Genomic DNA, 21,969 nt, shown 5'->3' with positions numbered 1-21,969 from the left:
GATTCAAAAATTAGAATGGGTAATGGAAAGGGTAATCAGATACTCTCTTAAAAAGTGAATTCACTCTTAAATATATAATTCAAAAGCTGAAAATAAAATAGTAACAGATGAATATTACGTAAAATAAACGACTAAAAAAATTTACACGGTTTTATAACCTGCCATAGGTAGTTTGAAAGCATTTACAAATAATACCACTAGGTATGGTTACCTAGTGGTATCAAAACTCTGGAGCCTATTAATTTAAATCTTTACTTCACTCAAATCCAATCTATCTATCTTTTTACCTAATTCCTCAAACGCCTTAAAAAGAACCTCCTTTTTCCAACCTAAATTATCTTCCACCCTAGAAAGCAGATTATGGTAATAAGCTATTCCCTCCTGGAGATTTTTTTCAAAATCAGCAAAATATTTTGCCTGCTTTGAAGTGATGGGGGCTTCCAATTCACTCAATTTATCCTTTAGATAATTGACATACAAAGTCAGTTCTTTTACAAAGATGAAAGGCCGATCTTTTCTTTCTCCAATGCTTCCACGACCATAAATATAGTCCGCCATCTCCTCCAACGTCCTTTTTCCCGAATAATAAGCCATATTTGGTCCTGGGCAAATGGCAATTGTCGACCCTTCTTTCTTAGTCTCCATCCCCTTTTCCACCAAGGCTGCTGTCCCTAAGGCTTTGCAGATACAGGCTTTGTCCGTGATCTTATCATAGGCCTTTTGATACTGGGCAGGTTCCAATTCCTTTACTTCGAGTTGCTTCAGCTTAAGCTGTTGATATTGACGCGAAGCGGTGCAGATCACTTTTTCAGTAAATTCAGTATCTAACGATGCATATTTTTTAGGGCAAGAACTGCCTGGCCTACCTTTGTCGATCAGCCGTTGTTTTTCTATATCTTCAGTATTGCCCTTTATATTATTAAAAGGCACACCCAATGGTGAAATATTGCTTAAATACAGGTCATCCTCCTTAGCATTGCTCAGTAGCTCCATGGTCAGTTCATCTATACTGACCGCCTCTGGAACCAATAAAAAGGGCGTGCCCCATCCTATGGAATCCAGGTTATATTCTTTCATCAAAAACTCATGCTCTTCAGATGTCCCAACTCCACCTTGAGCGGTTACCTTAAGGGGAAGCTTATGAGCAGGGAAACTTCTCCCTGCTTTCTCCCAGGTCTGCGTTAAAAGATCCCAGGTTGTATCTATCAGTTCTGCTCGCTTCGTCTTAAACTCTTCTAAAATAGGCCCCATCAGGTAACCATCGGTGGCAAATGCATGGCCTCCACAGTTAAGTCCTGACTCGATCCTGTATTCGGAAACCCAAATACCTTTCTTGGCTAGAAACTTACCTTGGATCATAGCAGAACGGAAATCACTTACTTTAAGCGTCACTTTCTTTTTCAGCTTACCCTCTTCATCAGGAAAGAAATCCTCAAATTTCTCCAGGTAACTGTAAAGTCTTGGGTTCATTCCAGCTGAAAGAATAATGCTACTGTTTTCAAGATTGCTCAACGCATAACCCCGCAGGGCTGCATGTGCATCATTAAATTCTACAGGTAATTTTTCATCATTGACGTAATTGTCCTTATCCAGCTTAGTCATGATATTCACATCGATGCTACCCTTGACCAGCTGCTGCTTCGCCCAGTCCCATACTTGCTTTTCCATTTTGCCCTTGCTTGCTAAGAGTTGCTTGAATTGCTCCTGGAATGAGCTTGGAAGCATCCTTAGGTATTTTTCACACTCCCCTTCCTGTAGATCAAAAGAGTCTTTAATTTCTTGGAATTTACGGTCCACCAGCTCATCTACTAAATTGAGGTAGGCGGTTATTCTTTTTGCCCTGAAATCATCTACTTTTTTGGTGATGGCCTCAAATGGCACTTTCATTTTTTCACTATAAAACTCCCGCATCCGCTCGATAAGCATATCATCCACCAGTGACATGGCCGAGGATATCCCGTAAGGAGCCACTCGGATAGGTGTGTCAATGGTAAATCCAATACCCATCACAGGGATATGGAAAGTATGTTTGAAGGTGTTACTACTCATAATTTCAATAAAGGTTAATAATTAAGTGGTTTGTGGTACTTTTGATGTCTGCCAATCTTTCTGTATCACGCGGGTTTTGGGTTTCTCTAACTTGGAAGCCCACCAGCGAATACCCCCCGTGACAAAGCCAACGATGGTCACCGAGCTCAGCGGCATCAGAATAGCACAGACAATGGGGCTAAGTTGGGCTGTGACAGCGAAACTTAATCCTATGATGTTATATAGAAATGATAGCACAAAGGCAATTTTGATCACTTTCATACTGCTTTTGGCAAGTTTCATTGCATCCTGCAGCTTGGGAAAGCTCTTGGCATCCATAATTACATCACAGGCCGGGCTAAAATGATAGATATCATCACTCACACTAATCCCCAATTGGCTCTCCTGAAGGGCTCCAGCATCATTCAATCCATCCCCGATCATGATTACTTTTCTGCCCTGTGATTTCAGGTTTCTTATATATTCCAGCTTTTCCATCGGTTGCTGGTTGAATTTTAATTCATCAAAATATGGGCTGAGCGTCTCCTTCTCTTGGTCGTTGTCTCCACTGAGAAGATGTAGATTAATCCCTGCGTCTTTGAGCTGCACAAGCTGGTTTAAAAGTCCTTCTCTATATTGAGGCACAAATTCAAAATAGCCTTTCACCTCATTTCCTAGAGAAATATAAACCCGCGTTTGTTTACCGTCTGGCTTTTCTGCCCCTACCCACTTGGCCGAACCAATTTTTATGACTTCATTATTAAAGTAGGCCTTTAAGCCCGATCCACTTATTTCTTCAAAATCCTCAACTTTTACAAGCGCATATTCATCCAAATGATTATTGATCATCTGGCTTAAAGGGTGAGTGGAATTACGGACGATGGACTTGACCAGACTTTTTTCTTTGGCAGAAAGATGTCCCTCAAAAGACAGCTTGCCTTTGGTTTTTTGGGTAATTGTGCCGGTTTTATCCAAGACCACTGTATCCGCCGTCGCTAAAGCCTCCACCGAGTCGGAGCTTTTCATATAGAATCCCCACTTGCCCAAAACCCTAAGTACATTGCCAAAAGAAAAGGGAATCACCAAGGCCAATGCACAAGGACAGGCAACAATCAATACTGCCGTAACTGTATTCCAGATTTTGGAAGCATCCTGAAAATACCAGTATCCTGCCGTGATGATGGAAAGGATGATAATAAAATAAGTAAAACGCTTACTCAGAGAGGAGACCACTTCGGTAAGTTGAAACTGGTTGTTCTTTTTAAACACCTCTTGGTTCCACAGCTGGGTCAAATAGCTGCTCTCCACAGGTTTTTGGATTTCCACCTCTATCATTCCACCTGTCTGACGGCCTCCGGCATACATGAAATCTCCACTGGACTTGCAAACGGGGTCCGATTCCCCAGTCACAAAGGCATAATCAATCTTGCCCTCCCCTTTCATCAGTTTGGCATCTGCAGGAATCAACTCTTGGTTTCGGATCAAAATGCGGTCACCTACTTGCAGGTCTTTTAGCAAAACCGTTTCTTCTTTTCCTTCTTTGACCACCGTGGCGGCTACAGGGAAGTAACTGTTATAATCCCGCTCAAAGCCCAAGGCTTCGTAGGTTTTGCTTTGGTACCATCTTCCTATCAATAAGAAAAACACCAGGCCCGATAAGCTGTCCATGTATCCAGCTCCGGAAAGGGTGATCATTTCATAGGCACTCCTGCCAAAAATGGTCAAAATACCCAACGCGATCGTCAAGTCGAGGTTGAGGTACTTGTACTTCAGACCGTTCCATGCGGATTTGTAAAAATCATAAGAGGAATAAAACACCACAGGAAGCACCAAAATCAAATTCAGGAAAGTAAAGAATACCTGATACTCTGGGTCTACAAGATTTTTGGTATCCAAATATTCGGGTAGACTAAGCATCATGATATTACCAAAGCAAAACCCTGCGATTCCGATTTTGTAATAGAAACTCCTGTCAGTCTTTACCTCTTTCTCATTCTTATTCAGACTGATATCCGGAGCATATCCCAATTTGCTTATCAACTCGACCAGCTGTCGCAAAGACAAATTTTCGTTTTGCCAAGTGATGGCAACTTCCTTTTTGGTGAAGTTTACCGTGGCCTGTCTAATGTTATTATTTAAAATATGTAGATTTTCCAACAGCCAAATACAGGAACTGCAATGAACGGCCGGAATATAGAATGTTGCCTTGCTAATATGGGCGTCAAAAAAAGACAACAGCGACCTTTTCACCTCCTCATTGTCCAAAAATGCCCAACGGTTACCGTGCTCCTCCACTCTTTTGGACCCGGGGGTTTTCTCCATCTCATAGTAATCTACCATGTCATTGCCCCGCAGCAAATCATACACGGCAAAACATCCCTGGCAGCAGAATTCTCTGTCATCAGCTTTGATTGGTGCATCCTGACAGTCTTCTCCACAGTGGTAACAAGTGCTTTTCACCTTTACTTCCTCAATCATCAATCTCAAACAGTTTGGGTATAAAGCTTAAATGGCACGATCGAATCATCACTATTGAGCAAGTTGCCCAACACGGTGAGATTCTCAGGAGATGGGTTGTTGACCACCATTAGGGTATTGGAATTTAAACCAACTGCGGTATAAATGGTATGCTCGGTTTCATCGCTGAGCTTATGCAAAGCCAGATTATGAAAATGTTGCTTGAGGTATTCGATGAAAAGCTTTTCCTCCATAGCAGAAGGACCCTCTTCACAATAGGTGGTTAAAACCGTGACGGGTAGATTTTGGCCCAATTCTGATAGCAGGTAGCTAAATTGTTTGATGCCATGCATGGCCCGGGTGCTCCCATCAAAAGTCATGACTACCTGGTCGATTTCCATAGTATTGGCCGGAATGACCAAAACGGGACAACCCGACTGGGTCAAAAGGCTCCTAAAAGGAACCTGGTCCCCTGCTTCGTTTTTGACTTGGCCTCGGTAGGTTTCTTGGTTGATGATCATCAAGTCAGCATAATGCGTTTCCCGCATCAGTTCTGTGGATGAGCAGCCGTCTTCTTTATGGATGGTGTATTTACAATGGGATTTTTTGCAATTTTCCCCAAAATAACGGTACCAGGATTTTCTGGCTTCATTTTCCTTTTTCTGTCTGCAGGCATCTTTGTCACATTTGCCTGATTGACAAGGCGGGAGTTCACTTCCACCAATGAGATCATTGACTACAGCTCCCACAAAGAGCACTTCCTCTCTGGGTATGAGTTTAAAGATGAAGTCAATTTCTTTATGGTCTAGTTTTCCCCCAAATCCAATGATGATTTTTATCCGGTTCATTAGTTCTCCCTGTTTTTCGCTACGTCGGAACCGTACCCACGGTACCAATAGCAAATGTCAGGATTACCTGCAACCTATTATATGATGGTCATCAAAGAAAAAACTGATTTATATCAGGTAATTTGAGGTATCAATACAGCCCGGCAGCCCTTACGAGGCCTTTTACATCCTCCACCTTGATCTTTCGGCCCTTGGTGCTGATATAATTTTCCTCCTTAAAATCGTGAAGTAGTCGGATCAGGGTTTCCGTAGCCGTACCCACAATATTGGCTAAATCCTCCCTGGTCAGGTTGATTTCCACGGGTTCCTTGTCACCATCAATGCCATAAGTGTCCTTAAGCATCAATAAAGTGATGGCAAGTCTCTCACGCACAGATTTCTGGGCTAGGTTGGTAAGTTTTTCAGACATTACGCCAATTTCTTGGCAAACGGCCTGAAGAAGCTTCTTGTTGAAATTGGGGTTGTCTGTTAGTAAGGATAAAAAATCGTTTTTTGGAACAAAGCATATGGTGCAGTCCTCAAGCGTCTCAGCAGTGACAGGATATGTTTCCTCCCCTATCATAGCCTTATACCCAAGCACATCACCTTCTTTGGTGATCTTCATGATTTGCTCTTTGCCATCTGCGCCTAGCCTATAAACTTTGACTTTTCCGTTATTGATACAGAACACCCCTAGTGGTCGTGTACCTTCATGGAATAAAACCTGCCCTTTTTTATAATTGGTGCAGGATTTGGCGTCAGAAATTTGGGCTACCTCATGTGAACACAGAACCCCGAAAAGGGACCTTCCACGGCTTTTGCAATCTTCACAGCTGATTTTTGGCGCTTTTTTAAAACTCATAATGGCAATAGTTCCTACAATCCGACAAAGATATTATTATTTAGAGTTAAATACTATTTTATCTTTTATTTAGCATCCAACTCTACCGACAAGGGAAATTTCTGAAGTTAAATATAATTAATTTAGTTCAAATCCCCTTAAATAATTCAAAGGACTCCAAATAATCCGGCACTATGGTCTGCCAGCCAAACTCCTCTTTGATCTTGTCTGCCAAAACCTGGGCAGGCTCCTCCTCACCATGTATAAGAAAGGTAATTTTTGGTTTGTTGGTAAAGCCATCCACCCATTCTATCAACTCCGACTGATCGGCATGGGCCGACAGTCCCTCCACATAATGGATTTTGGCTTTGACCGGAACATCAATTCCATACATTTTCACAGTCGGCTCCCCATTAAGTAACCTTCTGCCCCTTGTGCCTTCTGCCTGATATCCCACAAATATTACACTATCCTGCTCATTGGGAAGCCTATTGTAAAGGTGGTGCAAAATCCTACCCCCTGTAGCCATGCCACTTGCAGAGATAATTATCGCGTCGCCCTTAATATGGTTGAGGGTCAAAGAGGCTTCTTGGCTGGTATAATAATGTAGGTTTTTATGCTGAAAGGGATTTGCACCCGGCTCATCGAAGACTGGCCCTAGTTTGTGATATTGGGGAAAGTCTACATAGAGTTTGGTCACATCTATGGCCATCGGGCTATCGATGTATATGGGAATTTGGGGGATTTTCCCTTTCATCTGAAGCCTATGCAGATAATAAAGCACCATCTGTGACCTACCCACAGCAAATGCGGGGATCAGGGCCACCCCACCATTCCGGAAGGTTTCCCTAATGGCCAAACCAAGTTGCTCTTCAGCTTTGGACGAAATACTTTGCCTGTTTCCATAGGTGGATTCCAAAAACAAAACATCTGCATGCGGTAAAGTCACTGGAGGAAACATCACTGGATCATGAAAACGGCCCAGGTCACCAGAAAACACAATTTTCTTTTCCTGGTTTTCACCTATCAGTCTTAACTTAAAAATTGCGGCTCCTAGAATGTGGCCAGCATTGAATGCCTTTAATACAATGTTTTCCGTCAAATAGGTTTCCTTTTCAAAAGGGATGGATTGAAACAGGGGGTACACCCTCTCTGCTTCTTCAATGGTGAAAAGAGCCTCCGGTTTTTCGTGCCGCGAATAGCCTTTCTTCCTGGCGTATTCAGCCTCTTCTTCTTGCAGTTTTCCGGCATCCTTGAGCAGGATTTTGGCTACCTCAATAGTGGCGTCGGTGGCATAAATGGGCCCAGAAAAACCCTCTTTTACCAGTTTTGGCAAATAGCCGCTGTGGTCGATGTGTGCGTGAGTCAGCAAGACCATGTCGATGGTGCTGGGGTCTACCGGGAATTCTTCCCAATTCCTTTCCCTCAGCTCTTTGAGGCCCTGAAACATACCACAATCCACCAAAACCTTTAAGCTATCAATCTCCAATAAATACCTTGACCCGGTTACCGACTTGGCACCACCCAGAAACTTTACTCTTACGTCCATATCTAATTTTGAATAAAAATCTTTCCCAAATGTGGATTCACCACATGATAATGTACTGCAAAGGAAGTTAACTATTATTTTTTAAAACCTGACAAAAGTCATATTTCTCTCTGATGACCATCATAATAAAACTTTACATCTTCCTCCAATTTTGCATGACTGATAAATCTAAAAATCATGAGTGCACTATTTGTCCTGATCATCATAAGCATTTTGGTAGCCTTCGGGTTTCTGTTTGCCTTTTTCTGGGCCACGGGAAGTGGACAGTTTGAAGACGACTACACACCGGCCGTAAGGATGCTTTTTGATGACAAAGCACCAGTGGCCAAAGACAAGTCCTCCCCGAGCACACCATCATCAAACCATAAAAAATAGAAACATTTTACCATCAATAAATTAATCTCTATGAGCAAGGAAGCTGCAATTCTTGAAAGGCCAAACAGTGAACGGCAATCCAGGCTGGGACTGGATCGCTTTTCTTACGACAACGAAATTGTCAAAATGTTTGCCATTGCCACCATGATATGGGGCGTGGTCGGCATGTTGGTAGGTCTCTTGGTGGCGCTACAACTCGTATTTCCCGCCTTAAACTTCAACACCGAATACACCACCTTTGGGCGGATCCGGCCCCTGCATACCAATGCGGTGATTTTTGCGTTTGTGGGCAATGGTATTTTTACCGGGGTGTACTATTCCCTGCAGAGGCTCTGTAAGGCCAGAATGTACAGCGACATTCTTAGCCGGGTAAACTTCTGGGGCTGGCAGCTGATCATTTTATCCGCAGCCATCACACTTCCACTTGGATTCACTACTTCCAAAGAGTACGCTGAACTGGAATGGCCGATTGATATTGCCATCACGCTGATTTGGGTGGTATTTGGATGGAACATGTTTGCTACCATTGTGAAAAGACGAACAAGACACCTGTATGTAGCCATCTGGTTTTACATCGGTACGTTTGTGACTGTGGCAGTTTTGCATATCGTAAACTCTTTCGAGTTGCCAATCAGCTTTATGAAAAGTTACAGCTTTTACGCTGGTGTGCAAGATGCCCTTGTACAATGGTGGTATGGCCACAATGCTGTAGCATTCTTCCTGACCACACCTTATTTGGGCTTGATGTACTATTTTGTGCCAAAAGCAGCCAACAGACCGGTTTATTCTTACAAGTTATCCATTATCCACTTCTGGGCGCTGATCTTCCTTTATATCTGGGCGGGTCCACACCACTTGCTTTACAATGCACTTCCTGACTGGGCTCAATCGCTCGGTGTGGTATTCAGTATCATGCTTTTAGCGCCTAGCTGGGGCGGTATGCTCAATGGTCTTTTGACCTTAAGAGGTGCTTGGGACCGAGTAAGAGAGGATGCAGTATTGAAATTCATGGTTGTGGCAATCACAGCCTACGGTATGGCCACCTTTGAAGGGCCAATGCTTTCCCTTAAAAATGTAAACGCAATTTCTCACTTTACCGACTGGACAGTGGCTCACGTTCATATCGGTGGTCTGGGCTGGAACGGGATGTTGACTTTTGGTATGCTTTACTGGCTTTTCCCAAAACTTTACAGAACAGAGATTTATTCCAAAAAATTAGCAAACACCCACTTCTGGCTGGCTACACTTGGAATCCTTTTCTATGCTCTTCCGCTTTACTGGGCCGGGTTTACGCAGTCCCTGATGTGGAAAGAGTTTACCCAAGAAGGTCTATTGGCTTACCCAAACTTCCTGGAGACGGTTACCCAGCTGAAGCCGATGTATGCGCTTAGAGCAGGTGGAGGAGCAATCTACATCATTGGTGCTTTGATCATGGGGTACAACCTTTACAAAACCGCCAAAAAAGGATCATTCCTGAAAAACGAAGAAGCAGAGGCAGCGCCATTGAGCGATACTTATGTGAAGCATAAAGGCGAGCACTGGCACAGATGGATTGAAAGAAAGCCTGTCCAATTGCTAGTGGGCTCCTTGATCGTAATCATGATCGGCGGGGCAGTAGAGATGGTGCCAACCTTCCTGATCGATTCCAACATACCTACAATTGAAAGTGTAAAACCATATACTTCTCTGGAACTCCACGGCAGGGATATCTACATCAAAGAAGGCTGTAACAACTGCCACTCCCAAATGGTAAGGCCTTTCCGAAGCGAAACCGAACGCTATGGGGAATATGCCAAAGCAGGGGAATTCGTATACGATCACCCCTTCCTATGGGGATCAAAGCGTACGGGCCCTGACCTCCTAAGGCTAGGCGGGAAATATCCGGACAGCTGGCACTATCACCACATGCTCGACCCAGAGTCCATGTCACCAGGTTCAATCATGCCAAGCTACCCTTGGTTGTTTGAAAAGGACATAGATGTAGCCAGCACGGAAGCCAAGATCAATGTGATGAGAAGGTTGGGTGTACCTTATCCCGAGGGATACGAAAACCAGGCTGTGGCCGACATGTACCTGCAGGCTGATGAAATCACAGCCAACCTTGCTAAAAGCGGAATTGAGGTTAAAAACGATAGAGAAATCATCGCCTTAATCGCTTACATGCAAAGACTGGGTACCGACATCAACCCAGAAGGCAAAGTGGCTAAACCTTATCACATAGAACCAGCTAAATAATACAGCCATGCTCAAATTTGTAAAACAACATATGGATTCAATCATCGGGATAGAGATCTATCCCATGATCTCCCTGCTCATCTTCTTCATATTCTTCACTACACTTATTCTGTGGGCATTTTATACCAAAAAAGAATTCTTTTCGGGTGTAGAGAATTTACCCCTTGATGAAGACGGAACTTATTCAGAGACTGGCAACAAAATAGATTTACCATGAAAAGACCTTCTTTAAAACGGATAAACAAAGGAGCCGCATTCACCCTAGGTTTGGTGACCCTGCCTACCCTTTCCGCATTTGCGCAAGCCACTCCGACGCTGGATTATACCAACTGGACTTCAGCAGACCTGATGCTGGGAGCGGTGATATTCATGGCCGGATTTGTGGTGTTGGCCCTATTGGGACTGGCCTATGCGCTCTATGCCCTGAAGAAAGTAATCGATGCGCAGAAAGCAGCAGAGATGGGTATCATCCCTGAACAGGTTGGATTCTGGAAACGACTGGAATATAGACTTACTGATGCCGTACCGGTAGAGCGCGAGTTTGAGGTCATGACTGACCACGAATATGATGACATTCGTGAACTGGACAACAGTCTTCCTCCTTGGTGGAAAGCCATGTTCTATGTGACCATCGTATTTGCTGTATTCTATATGGCCAACTATCACATCTTCGGATGGGGGAAATTGCAGGCTGAGGAATACGAACATGAAATGGTCACAGCAAAAGCTCAAATTGATGCCTACTTCGAATCCATCGGCGGCGCGCTTAACGAGACCAATGTTACTTTCCTCTCCGATGAAGAAAGCTTAACGGAGGGTAAAAGCATCTACGATGGGAACTGTGGAGCCTGTCACGGGCAGGAACTTCAGGGCACCGTAGGACCTAACTTGGTAGACAATTATTGGATACACGGCGGTGAGGTTGGCGACATCTTCAAAGTAATCCGCGACGGTGTACCTTCCAAGGGTATGATCAGCTGGAAAGGCCAACTTTCCGCGGAACAGATCCAGATGGTAACCAGCTACATCATGAGCAAGGAAGGCACTGAACCTGCAAATGCCAAAGCACCGGAAGGTGACGAGTTTATCAGACAATAAACCCATTTTTTTTGGGCCGGGGGCGACTGACCACGCCTTCGGTCCTATTTCTTTCTCTCATTACACTACAGCCCCCCCTAAAGCCTAGAACCTAATGAAAACCGTGGAAAAAACAGATTTCCGTGACAAAATCACCACAGTGGACCAATCCGGCAAGCGGGTATGGCTGTACCCCAAAATGCCAAAAGGGAAGTTCACAAATTGGAGACATTTCGTCAACACCATACTTTTGATCATTCTTTTTGCCGGACCATTTTTACGCATCGATGGCCAACCGGTATTAATGCTCAATATCCTGGAAAGGAAATTCATCATCTTTGGCCAAATTTTCTGGCCACAGGATTTTTACCTGTTCGGACTAGCCATGATCGTGGGAGTGATCTTTATCGTGCTCTTTACGGTGGTGTATGGCAGGATCTTCTGTGGATGGATTTGTCCGCAGACTATTTTTATGGAGGGCGTATTTAGACGTATTGAATACTGGATTGAGGGCGATTGGACCGCCCGGAAAAAACTTGACAAACAGGAGTGGAATGCTGAAAAGGTTTGGAAGAAAAGCATCAAACACGGAATCTTCTTCCTGATATCCTTTATCATTTCCAACACTTTCCTGGCCTACATTATCGGAAGCGAGGAGTTGCTTCAAATTATCACCGAGCCACCTACGGCACATCTTTCAGGCTTCATTGCCATATTGGTTTTCACGGGCGTTTTTTATGGTGTGTTTGCTTTCTTCCGTGAGCAGGTGTGTACCAATGTTTGCCCTTACGGAAGGCTACAGGGGGTACTTTTGGACAAGAAATCCATTGTGGTGGCCTATGATTACAAAAGAGGGGAAAACAGGGGCAAGTTTCGTAAAAATGAGGACCGAAGCTCCGCCCTCAAGGGAGACTGTGTGGATTGCAGCCTCTGCGTGAGCGTGTGCCCTACCGGAATTGACATCCGAAACGGCACCCAGCTGGAGTGCATAAACTGCACCGCCTGTATTGATGCATGCGACAGCATCATGGATAATGTAGGGCTTGCCAAAGGCTTGATCCGATATGATTCGGAAGAAAACATCGCAGAAGGCAAAAGCGGCTTCCATTGGAACGAGCGTAGTATTGCCTACACGGTGGTTTTGGTGCTGATTACTGGGCTGCTTTCTGGTCTGCTTTTCTTGAGAACTGAAGTCGATGCCACTATCCTCCGTACCCCAGGCATGATGCCACAAAAATTAGAGGATGGTAGAATCAGCAACCTTTACAATTATAAAGTCATCAATAAGACGAATCGTGAGATGACACTAGAGCTAGAAAGCATGGTTGGAACAGCGACACTTGTGGGAAAAAACCAGATCACTTTGCCTGCCCAGGGCACTGCTGAGGGCGCCCTGTTCATTTACATGGAAAAAGATGAAATGAGCGGCCTTTCCCAACCGGTAATCCTGCAAATCTATGAGGGCGGCCAACCACTTAAGAAAGTGAAAACCAAATTCATTGGCCGATAGGCAGTACGGAAAAACCTGACATTAATCAGGTTTTTCCGTGACACCCCTCATACCCTACCTTGCCTTTTTACCGCACCTTTGTAATGTTAAAGATAAACATTATGAACTGGGGACACGGAATCGCAATTTTCTTCTCATGCTTTGTGGCATTTATGATCATGTTGGTAGTAAGGGCCCATCAGGAAAACATTGACTTGGTGACCGACAATTATTACGAACAGGAGCTCAAATTCCAGCAGCAAATCGACAAGATCAACAATGCCAAACAACTGGAATCACCAGTGGCAGTGAAATTCAAGAATAAAACGGTAAGCATCACTTTCCCTCCACTACCTGGAATCGAGGGTGATATCCAAATATTCCGACCATCAGATTCCATGTTTGACCTTGAAAAACCTGTTGAGGTGAATGCTGATTACCAGCAGGTCATCCCGGTGGACCAGCTACCAGCAGGCTTCTACCGGGTAAAAATCAACTGGCAGTCCCAAGGAGTGGAGTATTATACCGAAGAAGCCTTAAACTTCCATTAACATGGCAATCTGGACAGCCCTTACCTTAGGTTTTGTGGGGAGTTTCCACTGCGTGGGCATGTGCGGCCCCATCGCCTTGGCCCTTCCCGGCAAAAACGGAAACAAGTCGGCTTTCTTCCTTAACAGGCTTAACTATAATCTGGGCCGGGTGACCACTTACGCCCTCTTGGGGTTGTTATTTGGACTGCTGGGAACAGGGATTGCCATGGCCGGTTTTCAGAAAAGCCTTTCGGTCATTCTGGGTATTGTAATCCTGCTGTCCGTATTTCTACCAGCAGCCATTCAAAACCAACTAAGCCCCAGCAGCAGACTCGCACAAATGGTCAATTGGCTGAAAGGGCAAATTAGAAAGCAATTTCAAAAAAGAGGAATGCTATCGGCTTATTCGATTGGTGTTCTCAATGGCTTTCTTCCATGTGGCTTGGTCTATTTGGCCATTGCTGCTTCATTGTTGCAAAACAGCCCCGCAGAGGCATCCATTTACATGGCCGCTTTTGGTATGGGCACCCTGCCGGCCATGATTACCTTGGTCTTCGCGGGAAGCTTTGCAAGTTTGAAATTTAGAAACAACATCCGTCAAGTCATTCCATTTGTCACAGGCGTTTTCGGAATTGTCCTCATCGTGAGGGGGCTAGGATTAGGCATTCCTTTTCTGAGTCCAGTTCTGGAATTTGTAGAAGCTGGAATAACCATGTGTGGATTGAAATAAGGAATAAAATTATCATCCGGCTCCGGACATCGGTCATCCGACATCCGTCATCGGACAATTATCTAAACATCGATTACTATGAGTCAATCTTTGATCACCAAATATAACGTACCGGGGCCCCGATACACCAGCTATCCTACCGTGCCCTATTGGGAAACCTCTCCCAACGAGGAAACTTGGAAGCAACATGTAAAGAAGGCATTCATGGTTTCGGGAATCACCGGCGCCGGTCTGAGCCTTTATATACACCTCCCCTATTGTGAAAAGCTCTGCACCTATTGCGGCTGCAACAAGCGGATCACCATCAACCATAAGGTGGAGGAGCCATATATCGAGACCTTGCTTAAGGAGTGGAAGATGTATTTGGAATTGTTTGGCGAAAAGCCATTGATCAAGGAAACCCACCTAGGTGGAGGCACGCCTACATTCTTTTCACCAGAAAACCTGAAAATCCTTATTGAGGGCATTTTGGAGGCAAGCACACTTGCTGATCAGCCGGAAATGAGTTTCGAAGGCCATCCCAACAATACGACTGAAGACCACCTGCAGACTTTATATGATCTGGGATTCAGAAGGGTGAGCTTTGGCATCCAGGACTTTGACGAAAAGGTGCAGCGGGTGATTCATAGAATTCAGCCCTATGAGAATGTGGAGCGGGTAACCATGCAGGCCAAGAAGATCGGATACACCTCCATCAATTTTGATCTGATTTATGGATTGCCTCTGCAAACTTTGGACAGCATCATCAATACAATCGAGAAAGTCAAGATACTGCAACCTGATAGGATCGCCTTCTACAGTTATGCGCACGTGCCATGGACCAGCCCGGGGCAGCGCTCCTACACGGAAGCCGACCTTCCCAAAAATGAGGAGAAGAGAAAGCTATACGAAACCGGCAAAGCCCTCCTGGAGGAGGCTGGGTATATGGAAATCGGTATGGACCATTTTTCCAAAACCACGGATGAATTATACATCGCTTCCCAGAACCGCTCACTTTATAGAAATTTCATGGGATACAGTGCCAGTCCTACGGGGTTGTTGATCGGATTGGGAGCATCCTCTATCAGCGATACTTGGACAGCCTTTGGCCAGAATTTAAAGAAGATTGAAGATTACAAAGCAGCTGTAAATGAAGGTAAATTCCCGGTATTTAGAGGCCATATCCTTACGGATGAGGATCTCATTATTCGGCAGCATATTCTCAATTTGATGTGCACTTTCCACACCCATTGGGATGAGGAAGGCATGTACACGCCAGCACTTTTGGAGGGGCTGGAAAGGTTGACGGATATCGAAAAAGACGGCCTGATCGAAATCAGTGAGACCAAGATCACCGTCCACGAAGCTGGCAAGCCCTTCATCCGAAACATCTGCATGGCCCTGGACGCCAAACTCTGGAGAAACCAGCCCGAAACGCAGCTGTTCAGCAGTACGGTTTAAACATACTCAATAAAGGTTAACACGGTTTATCGATAAAGGAAAAGCAACGCTGGATGGCGTTGCTTTTTTTTAAGTCATAGGTAAAAATCCAACTTATCCTTTCCGAAATTTACTTTGGGAGTAGTTGTCTGGATGAACGAATATTAGATAAGTTTTCCAGATAATCTCTAAAGCCATTTCTTATACTTTTCCCTAACCTCACCTTTGTCTGCCTGTTGTAGTCCTTGCTCGATTTCAGACCGTTCTTCCGCACTGATCTGTTCCCACCAGTCCACATCCTTCTTATTTTTCAAATTGATGAACTCCTCAAGTATTTTAGGGTCATTTAGCCCTGCTAGCCACTCAATTAACCGTAATTTTTCTGTCTGGATGTCCATAATGTTTTTGTCTTTAACAAAATTAACATTTTTACCACTCTTAAGTTTCAGTCTCTCTTCACAATTAACCAATTCCCCCTTTTCTTAATTTCCCTGCGCCCCAGAAAAAGCAAACGGCACTTTCTCCTTAGAAATTACTCCTGCCTTGATGATGCCCCTGCCCCCATTGACATTATTATGGACCGACACCGGCTGGGCAAGGGGGTCACCTCCGGTGTGCCTTTGCAGGCCTCGAGTCACTTCATATAGGTAATAATCTTCGGTGACATTTTTTAGCACCACCGTTACTTCCATTGTCAATCTATACCTCAAATTTGCCGAAAATTCTATTGTAGCTTCATTTCCATTGAACAGCTGGTCGTCAATCAACAATCCACTCCCGACCGAAAAGTCCCTCTGGTATGCCGGACTGAGGGCTTCTATTCGAACTGCGCTACTTTCAGAAACAGTATCTATCCTATCGTCACTATACTGATATGTCATATACCCGTCATAAAAAACTGTAATTTCATAAAAATTCCGCTCCTCTGGATCTTCGAAAGTTAAGACAAACTCGACATTATCCCCTCCGACCTCTTTAATTTCCAACGACTTAATCGGAACTTCACTTGGGATTGTAACCGTATTATGGCTTGACTCCAGTCTGCCTTCCACATTCAAATGGTAAGTCCTACCAGGTTGTATCTCAATCGCTTCGGATACGTATCCATTTAGGGTATTATTAAATCGGCCTTCAAAACCTTGAAAGCTTAAAGGATAGGCTTGCTCGCCATCCTCAATCATCTCCACTTTGGCGTCCCGGACCGGAGAAAAATTACTTTCCTCCAAAACTCCCCGAGTCTGGCTCACAAAAACCGTTGCTGGTCTGCCTGCCTCCAAATCAGTATTGATTACAAACCTTGGGGTATGTGCAGGCAAATCCACCTCTAGGTATCTTTCGCAGGAGGCCAGTCCAATTAGCAGGAATAAGGCTGAAACAAATCTAAAATTCACCATCAAAATCAAAATTTAAATCCATAAGAGAAAGAAGGCATTACCGGGAAAAGGGTGTACTGAGCCAACACTTTCTGCTGTGTTTGCCGGTTCCTGGTGATATCCATGTAAAAAGGATTCATCCTGTTATAAGCATTGTAAATAGATATGTTCCAAACCCTTTCGCCCCAGCGCTTTTGCTTTATGAAATTAATTCCTAGATCCAGTCTATGGTAATCCCGCATACGAAAGTTGTTCCTTTCGTCATAATGCTCCACTTGTCCGAACATTGGACCATAGAACTGATGTTTTTCATAGCTTTGGTAGATTTCCGTCGGAATGGAGATGGCATTTCCAGTACCATAAACCCAGGTACCTGATAGATGGATTTTGGGCGTCAGGTGATGTGATACCGTCAAACTGAGGTCATGCCTTCTATCATATCGGAAAGGAAACCATTGGTTGCGGTTTAGATTTTCAAATTGGCGTTCCGTTTTGGAAAGCGTGTAGCCGATCCAACCAGTAGTTTTCCCTACCTTTTTTTGCAAAAGCATTTCTACACCATAACTTCTGCCCCTACCTACTTCCACTTTATCCTCCCAATTTTCACCCATATTTAAAAATGAGGCCCCGTCTTTATATTCAATTAACCCCTCCATCTCTTTGTAATATGCCTCGGTGCTCAACTCAAATCCTCCGGGTAAGGATTTATAATAGCCCAAACTTGTCTGCCAAGAATGCTGAGGACCAATGTTTGAAGTGGCAGGCACCCATAGATCTGTAGGCAAACCGAGTCCAGCATTGCTCAACAAATGGATAAACTGAGTCATAGTGGCAAAAGAGGCTTTTACCGAACTGCTTTCATCTATCAGATATCTTGAGGCAATTCTGGGCTGAAGTGAATTGTAATGCTCACCATCTACCATAAAACCAGAATAGTGTAACCCTGCATTTAACTTGACCCTTCGCCCTAGTTGGATATCATCCTCAACATAGACAGCGTATTCTTGACTATCATAAATATCCCCACCTTCCATATCAAACCATTCGGCTCTTTCTGTAGCAGTAAATACACCAGGGGTAAAGCGGTGAAAAATATGATTGGCTCCAAAGCGGACATAATGGTTGGTGTTTGGAATGTAGTCAAAATCGGCCTTCAAGGCATAATCCCTAATTCCAGATCTGTAATCAGCTTGATAAAACCTGTCTTCTTCGACTCCATTCCCTACCCTACTGTAATCGTACTCATCAAAAATCCTGAAATGATACTTGGTGTAAGTCCCTGAGAAATTAGCGAATAATTTCTTGTTGAAAATATGATTCCAACGGATGGCTGTAATGAGGTTACCCCAACCCAGTCCGGTTTCTGAGGTACTTCTCATACGTTCATTGTTGCTGTTTGAGGAATAATCCGATCTGGTATATCCCACATCATCGCCACCATACACGCTCAGGTAAAGCCTGTTTTTGTCATCAAAAATATGATTCACTTTAGCATTCAGGTCATAAAAATAATAACCGGCACTTTCTTGTCCCCCTGATTCTCTACGGATGAATGGCCTCGCTAATAGATCAATGTAGGTCCTTCTGGCAGACAACAAAAATGAAGTCTTGTCCTTCACTATCGGCCCTTCCAAAGTCAACTTAGAAGCAATCAATCCTATAGATCCAGCCCCATGAAACTCCTTCATATTCCCCTCCTTCATATTGATATCAATGACTGAAGAAAGCCTCCCCCCATACCTGGCCGGAAAGCCTCCCTTGATAAGCTCCACATTATTGAGCGCATCGGCATTGAAAACCGAGAAGAAACCGAAAAGGTGGGTGGCGTTGTACACGGGCACGCCGTCCAGCAGTATGAGATTCTGGTCGGGCCCTCCCCCTCGCACATACATACCACTGGCACCTTCCGTTCCGGATTGCACCCCAGGCAGGAGTTGAAGCACTTTTAAAACATCCACCTCTCCAAAGAGAGCAGGCATTTCCTTGATCTGACGCAGGGGCACGTTGATGCTCCCCATCTGGGTGTTTTCCTGGATCAGTTCTTCCCGTGAGCCTTCCACCACAAATTCCGACAGATGGGCCGGAGTCAATTCCACATGGAGAGTGATGTCTTCAGTAAGGTTTTGCTTGAAAATAAAGGGATCGTATCCCACATAGCTGAAGAGGATTTCCACCTCGCCACCCTGACTGGTATAACTGTAAAAACCGTAATTATTGGAAACAGCTCCTTTTTGGGTGGTTTTGTCGAAAACATTCACGCCAATGAGGTTTTCGCCTGTTTCTTTGTCTTTCACAATTCCATTCAAGGTGACTTTTTGGGCAAAAGAAGCTGTGGCAAAAAGGATTAGTAGGAGGGTAAAAATTTTACTCATATAGGGATAGCTACAATAAGAATTCAAAAACTGGGAATCCAAATCTAGACTAAAACCTTAAAAATAAAAACTAATTTTGATTTTTTTGAATTTCACCTCCCATTTCTCCCCTCACCTTTTTCGCCTTACGGCTTTCAAAATCAAGGCTAATTAAGTTTCTTTGTGCTTCTGATTAGCAGACACTAAAAGCACATCCATGAAAGTCATTGCCATAGGCAGAAACTACGCCGAACATATAGCAGAACTGGAAAATGAAAGGCCCGCAGAACCGGTTGTTTTCCTCAAACCCGACACGGCAGTTCTGAAGAAAAACATGCCATTTTACCACCCTGATTTTTCTTCCAACATCCACCACGAGGTCGAACTGGTGCTGAAAATAAACAAGGAAGGCAAGTACATCAAAAAAGAGTTTGCCCACCGTTATTTTGATGAAATCGGAATCGGTATTGATTTCACCGCTCGGGATCTTCAGCAAAAATGCAAGGAGAAAGGACTTCCCTGGGAAATCGCCAAAGCCTTCAACGGCTCTGCACCCATCGGGGAATTTTTGCCCATAGCAGATTTTAAGGATCTGAACAACATCAATTTCCACTTGGCCATCAACGGTGAGGAAAAGCAAAAAGGCAACACCAACATGATGCTTTTTGATTTTGGTGCCATTATAGAATATGTTTCACAGTTTTTTACGTTAAAAAAAGGAGACCTCATTTTCACCGGTACTCCTGCAGGGGTTAGCAAAATCAGCATAGGAGACAGGTTAGAGGCGTATATAGAGGATAAAAAGCTGCTTGATTTTGAAATCAAATAAATTTCTTTTCGCAATTGTATTTTTAGCCGGAGCCATCTTGATGGCTTCGGCTAATATTGAAAAAGGGTACTATCTCTTCCCCGTAAAACCTGGCCACCAAAACTTTTTGGCCGGCAACATGAGTGAAATCAGGCCCAACCATTTCCACAGCGGCATCGACATCAAAACGGAAGGCCGGCAGGGATTACCCATCTATGCCGCTGCAGACGGCTATGTCTACCGCATGAAAGCGTCCACCTTTGGCTATGGAAATGTCATTCACCTGCGCCATCCCAATGGGCAGATCACTACCTATGCTCACCTGAGAAACTTCAACGATGAAATTGGGGATTACATTCGTAAAGAGGCCTATAGCCAGAAAAAAAATGAAATTGAGGTTTACCCGGACCCGACAGCTCTTCCTGTCAAAAAAGGGGATATCATTGCCTACAGCGGAAATACAGGTAGTTCTGCTGGCCCCCACCTGCATTTTGAGATTCGAGACTCCCTTGATAGGGCTTTGGATCCCTTGAAATTTGGTTTCTCCGAAATAGTGGACAACACCCCGCCCACCGTCCAAAAAGTAGCCATCACACCGCTCACCATCGACAGCCGGGTAAATGGAAAGTTTCAGCGCACAGAATTCCCTGTGATCTATGATGGTAAAAAGTTTACAGTCAATCAGGATTTAGAAATTGCCGGGAAAGTTGGTATAGAAGTATTGGCTTTTGACAAGCTGGACAACATGCACAACCCCAATGGCTTTCCTATTTACCAGATTTATGACCAGGGAGAAAAGGTTTTTGAAAGTAATGTGGATGTGATTGATTTTAATATCGGCAGATATTTACTTGTCCATACCCACAGAAACAGGTTTACCAAACTCTACAAAGCCAAAAACAACCTTTTCCCTTTCTACACGCCCAGCGAGCCACTTAGCGGAAGCATAGATGCGAAGCCAGGTGAAAGCCGTGCCATTGAGGTCTTACTCGAGGATGTGTACAAAAACAGGTCGACTTTGAAGTTGTCCTTTAAGGGCACAGAAGCTAAATCCAATCTAGGCGGGAGAAATCAAACGGCTGGGAATGAGCAAATCAGCTACCAAAACAACATCATGGTGGTCAATGGTGAAGGCGCTGCAGAGGGGGTTTTGGCCAAGTTTTTTGTAAATGGGTTAGTCATGGAAATACCACCAGCCTATGTGGGATCTAATAAGCGCACCTACCTTTGGGACATGGAATACGGAATGCCGGACTCGGTAGATGTATGCACAGAAAAATTATTTCCAGATGTGAGGGCAAAAATTCCATTTCAGCAAGAACTATTTTTTACCGATGGAAGCACTGGTTTCCGCTTTGCCGACAACACCCATTTCGATGATTTATACCTTAGGTATAATTATCACAAAATCGGCCCTGACAGGCAACTGACGGTCAACTCACCCTATGAATACCTATGGAATAACTTGGAAATTGATATGGATGCCAGTCATTTTGAGGGTGCTAGAGACAAAGCTCACGTGTATCTTAAATATGAAAATGGTTGGAGGTCTTTTATAGGCGGTCAATGGATAGGGGATCAGATCAGGTTCAAAACCAAAAATTTTGGTACTTTTGTAATCGCGGAAGACAGCACCCCGCCAAGGATCAACCCTGTCAGGGTCAACTCCTCGGGATTAAGGTTTACCATTGCGGATAACCTATCGGGGATTGACAGTTTTGAAGCGTTTGTGGATGGAGAATGGGTTTGGATGCGTTACGAGCATAAGCAGTCAGTGATCTGGTCTGAAAAAAGAGACGCAAAACCATACAAGGGAGATGTTTTGCTCAAAGTAAGGGACAAGGCGGGCAACGAGGCGGTGTTTACTTCAAAGATTTGAA

Annotated in this window: 18 protein-coding genes; 10 read left to right on the top strand and 8 right to left on the bottom strand. The window is 44.2% G+C overall.

Features of this window, described 5'->3' with window-relative positions; translation table 11 throughout:
• Positions 1 to 243: 243 nt before the first annotated feature.
• The 5 genes from KI659_RS04655 to KI659_RS04635 form a co-directional block, all read right to left on the bottom strand.
• Complete coding sequence (locus KI659_RS04655; protein ID WP_213944159.1) at positions 244 to 2,049, bottom strand: hypothetical protein; 1,806 nt, start codon at positions 2,047 to 2,049, stop codon at positions 244 to 246.
• A gap of 21 nt (positions 2,050 to 2,070) precedes the next feature.
• Entirely contained in the window at positions 2,071 to 4,506 is a 2,436-nt protein-coding gene (locus KI659_RS04650) for a heavy metal translocating P-type ATPase (RefSeq protein ID WP_213944158.1), read from the bottom strand.
• Positions 4,507 to 4,511: 5 nt separating this feature from the next.
• Complete coding sequence (locus KI659_RS04645; protein ID WP_213944157.1) at positions 4,512 to 5,333, bottom strand: hypothetical protein; 822 nt, start codon at positions 5,331 to 5,333, stop codon at positions 4,512 to 4,514.
• A gap of 130 nt (positions 5,334 to 5,463) precedes the next feature.
• On the bottom strand, positions 5,464 to 6,174 hold the full coding sequence (locus KI659_RS04640; protein WP_213944156.1) for a Crp/Fnr family transcriptional regulator: 711 nt from the start codon (positions 6,172 to 6,174) through the stop codon (positions 5,464 to 5,466).
• A gap of 127 nt (positions 6,175 to 6,301) precedes the next feature.
• On the bottom strand, positions 6,302 to 7,702 hold the full coding sequence (locus KI659_RS04635) for an MBL fold metallo-hydrolase RNA specificity domain-containing protein (protein WP_213944155.1): 1,401 nt from the start codon (positions 7,700 to 7,702) through the stop codon (positions 6,302 to 6,304).
• A gap of 177 nt (positions 7,703 to 7,879) precedes the next feature.
• Here KI659_RS04635 and ccoS point away from each other — a divergent pair, with 177 nt between their 5' ends.
• From ccoS to hemN, 8 genes are all read left to right on the top strand, one after another.
• Positions 7,880 to 8,077: a cbb3-type cytochrome oxidase assembly protein CcoS gene (gene ccoS, locus KI659_RS04630; RefSeq protein ID WP_213944154.1), complete on the top strand. Its 198-nt coding sequence runs from the start codon at positions 7,880 to 7,882 to the stop codon at positions 8,075 to 8,077.
• 30 nt (positions 8,078 to 8,107) lie between these two features.
• Positions 8,108 to 10,312 (top strand): cytochrome-c oxidase, cbb3-type subunit I, encoded by a 2,205-nt coding sequence (gene ccoN, locus KI659_RS04625; protein WP_213944153.1) that lies wholly within the window; start codon positions 8,108 to 8,110, stop codon positions 10,310 to 10,312.
• A gap of 7 nt (positions 10,313 to 10,319) precedes the next feature.
• Positions 10,320 to 10,529, top strand: coding sequence for a CcoQ/FixQ family Cbb3-type cytochrome c oxidase assembly chaperone (locus KI659_RS04620; protein WP_213944152.1), 210 nt, complete (start codon positions 10,320 to 10,322; stop codon positions 10,527 to 10,529).
• Entirely contained in the window at positions 10,526 to 11,410 is an 885-nt protein-coding gene (locus KI659_RS04615) for a cbb3-type cytochrome c oxidase N-terminal domain-containing protein (protein WP_213944151.1), read from the top strand. The genes KI659_RS04620 and KI659_RS04615 overlap by 4 nt, the downstream gene beginning before the upstream one ends.
• Positions 11,411 to 11,504: 94 nt before the next feature.
• Complete coding sequence (ccoG, locus tag KI659_RS04610) at positions 11,505 to 12,899, top strand: cytochrome c oxidase accessory protein CcoG (RefSeq protein WP_213944150.1); 1,395 nt, start codon at positions 11,505 to 11,507, stop codon at positions 12,897 to 12,899.
• A 101-nt stretch (positions 12,900 to 13,000) separates the two neighbouring features.
• Complete coding sequence (locus tag KI659_RS04605) at positions 13,001 to 13,429, top strand: FixH family protein (protein ID WP_213944149.1); 429 nt, start codon at positions 13,001 to 13,003, stop codon at positions 13,427 to 13,429.
• 1 nt (position 13,430) lies between these two features.
• Positions 13,431 to 14,138, top strand: coding sequence for a sulfite exporter TauE/SafE family protein (locus KI659_RS04600; RefSeq protein ID WP_213944148.1), 708 nt, complete (start codon positions 13,431 to 13,433; stop codon positions 14,136 to 14,138).
• Positions 14,139 to 14,216: 78 nt separating this feature from the next.
• The gene (gene hemN / locus KI659_RS04595; protein WP_213944147.1) at positions 14,217 to 15,578 is read left to right on the top strand and encodes an oxygen-independent coproporphyrinogen III oxidase; all 1,362 of its coding nucleotides are present in this window, start codon (positions 14,217 to 14,219) and stop codon (positions 15,576 to 15,578) included.
• A 167-nt stretch (positions 15,579 to 15,745) separates the two neighbouring features.
• Here hemN and KI659_RS04590 read toward each other — a convergent pair whose 3' ends face one another.
• The 3 genes from KI659_RS04590 to KI659_RS04580 form a co-directional block, all read right to left on the bottom strand.
• Positions 15,746 to 15,955 carry a hypothetical protein gene (locus KI659_RS04590; RefSeq protein WP_213944146.1) on the bottom strand — a complete coding sequence of 70 codons (210 nt, stop codon included), beginning with the start codon at positions 15,953 to 15,955 and terminating at the stop codon, positions 15,746 to 15,748.
• A gap of 84 nt (positions 15,956 to 16,039) precedes the next feature.
• The gene (locus tag KI659_RS04585; protein WP_213944145.1) at positions 16,040 to 16,951 is read right to left on the bottom strand and encodes a DUF4249 domain-containing protein; all 912 of its coding nucleotides are present in this window, start codon (positions 16,949 to 16,951) and stop codon (positions 16,040 to 16,042) included.
• Positions 16,952 to 16,956: 5 nt separating this feature from the next.
• Positions 16,957 to 19,302, bottom strand: coding sequence for a TonB-dependent receptor (locus KI659_RS04580; RefSeq protein ID WP_213944144.1), 2,346 nt, complete (start codon positions 19,300 to 19,302; stop codon positions 16,957 to 16,959).
• Positions 19,303 to 19,498: 196 nt separating this feature from the next.
• Between KI659_RS04580 and KI659_RS04575 the strand changes: the two genes are divergently transcribed.
• Complete coding sequence (locus KI659_RS04575) at positions 19,499 to 20,110, top strand: fumarylacetoacetate hydrolase family protein (protein WP_213944143.1); 612 nt, start codon at positions 19,499 to 19,501, stop codon at positions 20,108 to 20,110.
• Positions 20,097 to 21,968, top strand: coding sequence for a M23 family metallopeptidase (locus KI659_RS04570; RefSeq protein WP_246535281.1), 1,872 nt, complete (start codon positions 20,097 to 20,099; stop codon positions 21,966 to 21,968). The genes KI659_RS04575 and KI659_RS04570 overlap by 14 nt, the downstream gene beginning before the upstream one ends.
• The last annotated feature ends 1 nt before the right edge of the window (position 21,969 follow it).

It is taken from the genome of Litoribacter ruber, assembly GCF_018449405.1.
Taxonomy (GTDB): Bacteria; Bacteroidota; Bacteroidia; order Cytophagales; family Cyclobacteriaceae; genus Litoribacter; species Litoribacter ruber.
Note: the sequence above shows the minus strand (reverse complement) of the source record. Positions and strands in the feature narration are given on the sequence as shown.

Bases quoted from the DNA above. Each gene is read 5' to 3' on its own strand.
- KI659_RS04655 (WP_213944159.1), bottom strand. From the start codon at position 2,049: ATGAGTAGTAACACCTTCAAACATACTTTCCATATCCCTGTGATGGGT.
- KI659_RS04650 (WP_213944158.1), bottom strand. From the start codon at position 4,506: ATGATTGAGGAAGTAAAGGTGAAAAGCACTTGTTACCACTGTGGAGAA.
- KI659_RS04645 (WP_213944157.1), bottom strand. From the start codon at position 5,333: ATGAACCGGATAAAAATCATCATTGGATTTGGGGGAAAACTAGACCAT.
- KI659_RS04640 (WP_213944156.1), bottom strand. From the start codon at position 6,174: ATGAGTTTTAAAAAAGCGCCAAAAATCAGCTGTGAAGATTGCAAAAGC.
- KI659_RS04635 (WP_213944155.1), bottom strand. From the start codon at position 7,702: ATGGACGTAAGAGTAAAGTTTCTGGGTGGTGCCAAGTCGGTAACCGGG.
- ccoS (WP_213944154.1), top strand. From the start codon at position 7,880: ATGAGTGCACTATTTGTCCTGATCATCATAAGCATTTTGGTAGCCTTC.
- ccoN (WP_213944153.1), top strand. From the start codon at position 8,108: ATGAGCAAGGAAGCTGCAATTCTTGAAAGGCCAAACAGTGAACGGCAA.
- KI659_RS04620 (WP_213944152.1), top strand. From the start codon at position 10,320: ATGCTCAAATTTGTAAAACAACATATGGATTCAATCATCGGGATAGAG.
- KI659_RS04615 (WP_213944151.1), top strand. From the start codon at position 10,526: ATGAAAAGACCTTCTTTAAAACGGATAAACAAAGGAGCCGCATTCACC.
- ccoG (WP_213944150.1), top strand. From the start codon at position 11,505: ATGAAAACCGTGGAAAAAACAGATTTCCGTGACAAAATCACCACAGTG.
- KI659_RS04605 (WP_213944149.1), top strand. From the start codon at position 13,001: ATGAACTGGGGACACGGAATCGCAATTTTCTTCTCATGCTTTGTGGCA.
- KI659_RS04600 (WP_213944148.1), top strand. From the start codon at position 13,431: ATGGCAATCTGGACAGCCCTTACCTTAGGTTTTGTGGGGAGTTTCCAC.
- hemN (WP_213944147.1), top strand. From the start codon at position 14,217: ATGAGTCAATCTTTGATCACCAAATATAACGTACCGGGGCCCCGATAC.
- KI659_RS04590 (WP_213944146.1), bottom strand. From the start codon at position 15,955: ATGGACATCCAGACAGAAAAATTACGGTTAATTGAGTGGCTAGCAGGG.
- KI659_RS04585 (WP_213944145.1), bottom strand. From the start codon at position 16,951: ATGGTGAATTTTAGATTTGTTTCAGCCTTATTCCTGCTAATTGGACTG.
- KI659_RS04580 (WP_213944144.1), bottom strand. From the start codon at position 19,302: ATGAGTAAAATTTTTACCCTCCTACTAATCCTTTTTGCCACAGCTTCT.
- KI659_RS04575 (WP_213944143.1), top strand. From the start codon at position 19,499: ATGAAAGTCATTGCCATAGGCAGAAACTACGCCGAACATATAGCAGAA.